Below are 6,426 nucleotides of genomic sequence, written 5' to 3'. Positions count from 1 at the left end.
CCCCTGTAATCTGTCCCCTGTAACCCGCCGTTCCCCGCCCGCGGTCAGCCCGCCGCCAGCGCCGCGTCGATGGCCCCCAGGAACTGGTTCACGTCCAGCGGCTTGGTCAGGTAGTCCAGCGCGCCCGCCGTCCGCAGCCCCTCCACGCGCCGCGTCGTGGCGTCCGCGCTGATCACCAGCACGGGGATGTCGCGCGTGCGGTCGTCCGCGCGCAACTCGTGCAGCACCCGCTCGCCGGGCAGGTCCGGCAGGTGCAGGTCCAGCAGGATCAGGTCCGGCCGGTGCTCGCGCGCCAGCTGCAGCCCCAGGCGCCCCTGCAGCGCGGGGATCAGCCGGATCTCCGGGCGGTCGTAGAGGATGGTTTCCACCAGGTCCAGGTTGGCCAGGTTGTCCTCCACGTACAGCACCGTCCGGGCGGGGCGCGCCACCCGCTCCGGCCGCGGCCCCTCGGACCGGCCGGATTCCAGCCGCTCGCGGGGGCTTTCCGTCAGGGGCAGCTCCACCCAGAAGGTGCTGCCCTCGCCCACCGTGCTCTCCACCGTCAGCCGCCCGCCCATCACCTCCACGAGCCGCTTGGAAAGCGCCAGGCCAAGCCCCGTGCCCTCCACGCCCGAGCGCTCCGCTCCCAGGCGCGAGAACGCGACGAACAGCTCGCCCAGCCGGTCCGCCGGCACGCCGGGCCCCGTGTCGCGCACCCCCACGGCCAGGAACGGCGCGTCCCCGTTCCCCGCGGCAGGCCGGGCCAGCAGCTCCACGGTGCCGGCGGGGCGGTTGTACTTGATGGCGTTGGAAAGAAGGTTCAGCAGCACCTGCATCAGGCGCTGCTGGTCCGCGCGGACGTAGACGTCCGTGCCGTGCGGCGGCTGCAGGGACAGCTGAACGGGGCGCTGGTCGGCCGTGGGGCGCACCAGGGCCAGCGCCTCCGTAAGCAGCGTGCCCACGTGCACGGGCTCCAGCGAAAGCTGCTGCTGGTTGGCCTCGATGCGGGCGATCTCCAGCACCTCGTTGATGAGGTTGAGCAGGTGGCGGCCGGCCTTGAGGATGTGCTCCACGCTGCGCGCCTGCTCCGGCGCCAGCCCGTACCGCTGCAGCAGCTGACCAAAGCCCAGGATGCTGTTCATGGGCGTGCGCAGCTCGTGGCTCATCCGCGACAGGAACTCGCTCTTGGCCTCGTTGGCGGCCTCGGCGGCCTCCTTGGCCTCCTGCAGCGCCTGCTCGATGCGCTTGCGCTCGGTGATGTCGCGCACCATCCACAGGCGCCCGTACACCTCGCCCTCCGCGCTGGTGAGCGGCGCCGAGTAGCGGTCCAGCACGCGGCCGTCGGCCAGCAGGGCCTCGTGCCGGTAGGCGTTCTCCCTGTCGTCGCGCAGCCGCTCGATGGTGCGCCGGTACCCTTCCGGGTCCTTTGCCTGGGCGCTCACCCACTCCACCAGCTCCTCGTAGCGCTCGGGATCGCGCAGGTGCTCGGGGAGGTCGAAGATCTCGGCGTAGCGCCGGTTCATGTTGAGCACGCGGCGGCCCTCCGTGACGAGGATGCCGTCGATGGCCACGTGGTTCTGCGCCTGCAGCAGCGCCGTCTGAAAGCGCAGGGCCTCCTCGGCGCGGCGGCGCTCGGTGATGTCCGTCATGAAGCCGGCGAACATCCGCCGCCCGTCGATGACGTACTCGCCGAAGTTGATCTCCACGGGGAACTCGGTGCCGTCGCGGCGCAGCGCGGGCACCTGCACGCCCTGCCAGGGGATGCTGCGCTCTCCCGTCACCAGGTAGCGCCGGGTGCCGGCCATGTGCCCGTCGCGAAAGCGGTGGGGCATGAGCACGGTGAGCGGCTTGCCCACCATCTGGTGCGCCGGGTAGCCGAACATGCGGCTCATGGCGGCGTTCACGGCCAGGATGGTGCTGTCGGCGTCGATGATGATCACGCCGTCGGGGTCGGCGCCCACGAGGGCCCGGTAGCGCTGCTCGTTCTCGGAAAGGACGGCGTTCTCGGCGCGGGCGGCGTCCAGCTGGGCCTCCAGCTCCGCGACGCGGGCCTGGAGCTGCGCGACGTCGTCCGGCATGCCGGGCGCGGGGACGACGGTGGACGATGGGTCGGCGTGGCTCATGGGCGACGTCTGCGGACGCGGGAGGGTGCAGCGCTTCCTGCGGAGTGGCGCCGCCGCGGTCCGGCGGGCGCGCACATCGATCGGTGGGGATGCCGCGCGCGCGGATTCACGGCGCGCGCGGACGCGGCTGAAGGATAGGCACGCCGCGCCGTACCAACAAGCACCCCATCAACGAGTGCCCGTCCGGCGATGTGACAGGACGAAGGTGATCGGGGTTCTTGTCATATCAGGTGTCGGCCTTTCCTGTCAAAAACCAGCCTCTCTTGTCAGAAACCAGCCTTTCTTGTCAAAACCACGCCTTCCTTGTCACATCGGAGGCTGACCCTGTCACATCGAAGGATGACCCTGTCACATCTCTGACAGGGTTCAGGTGGCTCATCCCCCGTTCGCGGCGGGGAGGCGGGCGATGCGCTCCTCCACCAGGCGCAGAAAAACGGGCAGGCGGCGGTCCCAGAACTCCCACGTGTGGCCGCCCGGCACCTCGTGGTACTCGTACGCCAGGGGACGCGACGCAAGCGCCTGGGCGAAGACGCGGTTGCTCGTCAGCAGCCCGTCCGCCGCGCCCACGTCCAGGTAAAAGTACGGTGCCGACCCGGCGGGAATGCGGCCCACCAGCGCCACCAGGTCGTTCTCCGCGCGCGCCGGGCTCCCCGCCGGGCCGAACGCGTCGCGCACCGTGGGCGAGACGGTGTCGATGACGGCGCGGGGCGAGCCGGAGAAGCTGCCGACGAGCGAGAAGCGGCCCGGGTACTCGAGCCCCAGCTTGAGCGCGCCGTATCCCCCCATGCTCAGCCCCGCCACGTAGCGCGCCTCGCGGTAGGTGAGCGTGCGAAAGTGCTCGTCCACGTACGCCGGCACCTCCCGCGCGACGTAGTCCTCCCACCGCTCGTCCGGCCGCGCGAAGCTGTTGGTGTACCACGAGTTCCCCGCATCCGGCAGGACAACGATCACGGGGAGCCGGGCCGTGTGCGCCAGCAGGTTCGTGCGTCGCAGCCAGTTCCAGTGCGCGCCGTCGTGCCCGTGCAGCAGGTACAGCACGGGATAGCGCCGCGCGGACGTGTCGTATCCCACCGGCAGCACGACGACGGCGTTCCGCGGCGCGGGCAGCGAGCCGGGGATGGAGACGATCTGCACCCGGGTCGTATCGGCCGCGGCATCCTGCGCCTGCGCCCGCGCGGAGAGACAGGCCGCGAGCACGGCCAGAAGGGCGGCGACGAACGGCCGGCGGAACGCGCGAGGGAAGGACATCGACAGAAATGGATCAGCGGTGGGATGGGGATCTGCCTCAATAGAGAGCGCGATCCGCGCGAGGGCAACGACGCGGCCGCGGCGGATCGCATCATCCGGCTAACGCGGGAAGCAAACGAACAGATTTTCGCGGATCGGCAGGGCCCGCGCGGGGCGCCCCCTCCGGGCTCGCGGAGCTCGCCCACCTCCCCCAAAAACCCCTGGGGGAGGTTGAAGGGCATCGCGGAATAACTCGTAAGTCAGCTCGTGGACGAGGGACGGTTCGCTCGCCCGGGCGAGGTTCGCGCGGCGGCTCCCCAGAATGACGCGGGTCGCGGATTGGGGAGGTTGGAAGCGCTCGGGTTCTGCCACGCGACGGCCGGTCGCGGACCGGAGGAATCAGCAGGGGGACGGCGTCCCTTGGTAGAGAGGCTGCTTTCGGCGAGGGGACGGCATCCGATTTTTTTCGAAGAGGCATGGTGTCGGCTCCGAGGCGTGGAATCGGCCGGTGCACGTCATCCACCTGATCGCGATCGGTAAAGCGCAGCCCGCGCCGGATGCCGGGGCATCAGCGACGGAAACGCGCGGGAGAACGGCGAGGGCATACAGGCGTGTACGATCCGGTCTGACAAAATTCGCGCCCCGCTCCGACAGACGATTCCCCGCATCGCCTCTAACTTCTCCCCTCGTGGTCCCCGGCGCGCGCCGGGGGCGGACACCGAGAGATCGAGGAGAAGATGCTGGAATCGACTGCCCGCAAGCAGGATCCCGTTCCCGAAGCACACGCCCGCCCGGCCGCCGTCGCGCAGGCCGGCCCGGCGGCCGAAGGCTCCCCCTGGCGCGACGACCTGGGCGCGGGGCTCGTCGTGTTCCTGGTGGCCCTGCCGCTGTGCCTGGGCATTGCCCTGGCGTCGGGCGCGCCGCTGGCCGCCGGCCTGGTGACGGGCGCCGTGGGCGGCCTGGTAGTGTCGCGCCTGAGCGGCTCGCAGCTCATGGTGAGCGGGCCGGCCGCGGGCCTCACGGCCATCGTGCTGGCCGCCATCACCGAGCTGGGCTCGTACCCGGCGTTCCTGGTGGCCGTGGTGCTGGCCGGCCTGCTGCAGCTGGGGCTGGGCGCCGCCAGGGCGGGCGTCATCGGCTACTTCTTTCCCTCCAGCGTCATCCGGGGGATGCTGGCCGGCATTGGCCTCATCCTCGTCATCAAGCAGGTGCCGTACGCCCTGGGCCTGGGCCACGCCGCGCGCGAGACGCCCGAGGCGGGCACGGGCGGCGCGGGCGGCCCCGTGGCCGAGGTCTTTGGCCACTTCGCCAGCATCCTGCCCTCGGCGGCGCTCGTCGCCGGCGTGTCGCTGGTGATCCTGACGTTCTGGCCGAAGATGGTGTCGCAGCGCGTGCGGCGGATGCTCCCCGCGCCGCTGGCCGTGGTGCTCGTCGGCGGCGTGGGCGCGTGGCTGCTGGGGATGTTCGTCCCCGCGATGGCGCTGCCCCGCGAGGCCATGGTGACGCTGCCCGTGCCGCAGTCCATCGGCGAGCTGGCCACCTACTTCACCCTGCCGGACTGGTCGGCCCTGGGCAACCCGGCCGTGTGGCGCATCGCGGCCACGCTGGCCATCGTCGCCAGCCTGGAGTCGCTGCTGAGTCTGGAGGCCACGGACCGCCTGGATCGGCAAAAGCGCGTGTCGCCGCCCAACCGCGAGCTGCTGGCGCAGGGCACGGGCAACGTGCTGGCGGGGATGGTGGGCGGCCTGCCCATGACGGGCGTGATCGTCCGCAGCGCCGCCAACGTGGACGCGGGCGGCCGCACGTGGCGCTCGGCCTTCATCCACGGCGTGCTGCTGGTCGTCGCCGTCGCCAGCGTCCCTGCCCTGCTGAACCTGATCCCCCTGGCCGCGCTGGCCGCCGTGCTCATCCACACGGGCTTCAAGCTGGCCAACCCGGCGCAGCTGGTGGACGCGTGGAAGCGCGGGCCGCGCTACGCCGTGCCCTTCGTGGCGACGGTGGTGGCCATCCTGGCGACGGACCTGCTCATCGGCATTGCCGTGGGGCTGGCCGTGGGCGTGTTCTTCCTTCTGCTGGACAGCGCCCGCAACGCCTACTCGTTCGAGCGGCACGAGTCCGAGGACCACCAGCAGATCCGCCTGACGCTGGCGGAGGAAGTGACGTTCCTGAACAAGGCGCAGATCAGCAAGGCGCTGCAGACGGTGCCCGAGGGCACCACGCTGACGGTGGACGCCACCCGCTCGCGCCACCTGGACGAGGACGTGGTGGAGCTGCTGCACGAGTACCGCGACACGGCGCGCCGCCGCGGCGTGCACCTGGTGCTCAAGGGCGTACCCGGGCACGGCCCCGTGAGCCTGATGCACTGACCCGGCGACGCGACGAACGCACGGACCTGACAGAACCCTGAACCGGAGCCGCACATGTCGATCGATACGCTGCTGGAAAAGAACCGCGCGTGGGTGGAGCGCCACACGTCGGAGGACCCGGAGTTCTTTCGCCGCATCGCCGGCACGCACAAGCCGCGCTTCCTGTACATCGGCTGCAGCGACGCGCGGGTGCCCGTGAACACGCTGACGCAGACGGGCCCGGGCGAGCTGTTCGTGCACCGCAACGTGGCCAACCAGGTGGTGCCCACGGACGCCAACCTGCTGGCGGTGTTACATTACGCGGTGGACGCGCTGGGCGTGACGGACGTCATCGTCTGCGGGCACGAGGGGTGCGGCGGCGTGGCGGCGGCGCTCCACTCCGGCGCGCCGCTGCTGGTGGAGCACTGGCTGGCCGGCATCCGCACCACGGCGCGCATCCACGCCGACGAGCTGGACGCGCAGCCGGACGAAAAGGCCCGCCTGCGCCGGCTGGTGGAGCTGAACGTGATGGAGCAGATCCACAACCTGAGCCGCACGCCGGTGGTGCAGGCGGCGTGGGAGCGCGGGGCGGAGCTGCGCATCCACGGGCTGGTGTACGGGCTGGAGCAGGGGCTGCTGCGCGACCTGCACGTCACCATGGACGGCTCCGTCGCCGCCGGCGAGTTGCGCCGCGCCGGTTGAGGCTGGATTCGGGGGACCCTCGGAAGCGTCATCCTGAGGGAGCGCCGCGC

4 protein-coding genes are annotated in these 6,426 nt (G+C 71.3%); 2 read left to right on the top strand and 2 right to left on the bottom strand.

Annotated elements, in window-relative coordinates; translation table 11 throughout:
- Window positions 1-44: 44 nt before the first annotated feature.
- The gene (locus VFZ20_RS30015; protein ID WP_329687651.1) at window positions 45-2,102 is read right to left on the bottom strand and encodes a PAS domain S-box protein; all 2,058 of its coding nucleotides are present in this window, start codon (window positions 2,100-2,102) and stop codon (window positions 45-47) included.
- A gap of 375 nt (window positions 2,103-2,477) precedes the next feature.
- The gene (locus VFZ20_RS30010) at window positions 2,478-3,350 is read right to left on the bottom strand and encodes an alpha/beta hydrolase family protein (protein ID WP_329687650.1); all 873 of its coding nucleotides are present in this window, start codon (window positions 3,348-3,350) and stop codon (window positions 2,478-2,480) included.
- A 716-nt stretch (window positions 3,351-4,066) separates the two neighbouring features.
- Here VFZ20_RS30010 and VFZ20_RS30005 point away from each other — a divergent pair.
- Together VFZ20_RS30005 and VFZ20_RS30000 are read left to right on the top strand one after the other, a co-directional pair.
- The gene (locus tag VFZ20_RS30005; RefSeq protein WP_329687649.1) at window positions 4,067-5,695 is read left to right on the top strand and encodes a SulP family inorganic anion transporter; all 1,629 of its coding nucleotides are present in this window, start codon (window positions 4,067-4,069) and stop codon (window positions 5,693-5,695) included.
- A 54-nt stretch (window positions 5,696-5,749) separates the two neighbouring features.
- Window positions 5,750-6,376, top strand: coding sequence for a carbonic anhydrase (locus tag VFZ20_RS30000; RefSeq protein ID WP_329687648.1), 627 nt, complete (start codon window positions 5,750-5,752; stop codon window positions 6,374-6,376).
- Window positions 6,377-6,426: the final 50 nt, after the last annotated feature.

Source organism: Longimicrobium sp. (assembly GCF_036280135.1).
Taxonomy (GTDB): Bacteria; Gemmatimonadota; Gemmatimonadetes; order Longimicrobiales; family Longimicrobiaceae; genus Longimicrobium.
The sequence above is the reverse complement of the archived record's forward strand: the minus strand, read 5'-3'. Positions and strand labels throughout refer to the sequence as shown.

What these genes read in the sequence shown, in the direction of transcription:
- VFZ20_RS30015 (WP_329687651.1), bottom strand. Translation starts at nt 2,102, where the DNA reads ATGAGCCACGCCGACCCATCGTCCACCGTCGTCCCCGCGCCCGGCATG.
- VFZ20_RS30010 (WP_329687650.1), bottom strand. Translation starts at nt 3,350, where the DNA reads ATGTCCTTCCCTCGCGCGTTCCGCCGGCCGTTCGTCGCCGCCCTTCTG.
- VFZ20_RS30005 (WP_329687649.1), top strand. Translation starts at nt 4,067, where the DNA reads ATGCTGGAATCGACTGCCCGCAAGCAGGATCCCGTTCCCGAAGCACAC.
- VFZ20_RS30000 (WP_329687648.1), top strand. Translation starts at nt 5,750, where the DNA reads ATGTCGATCGATACGCTGCTGGAAAAGAACCGCGCGTGGGTGGAGCGC.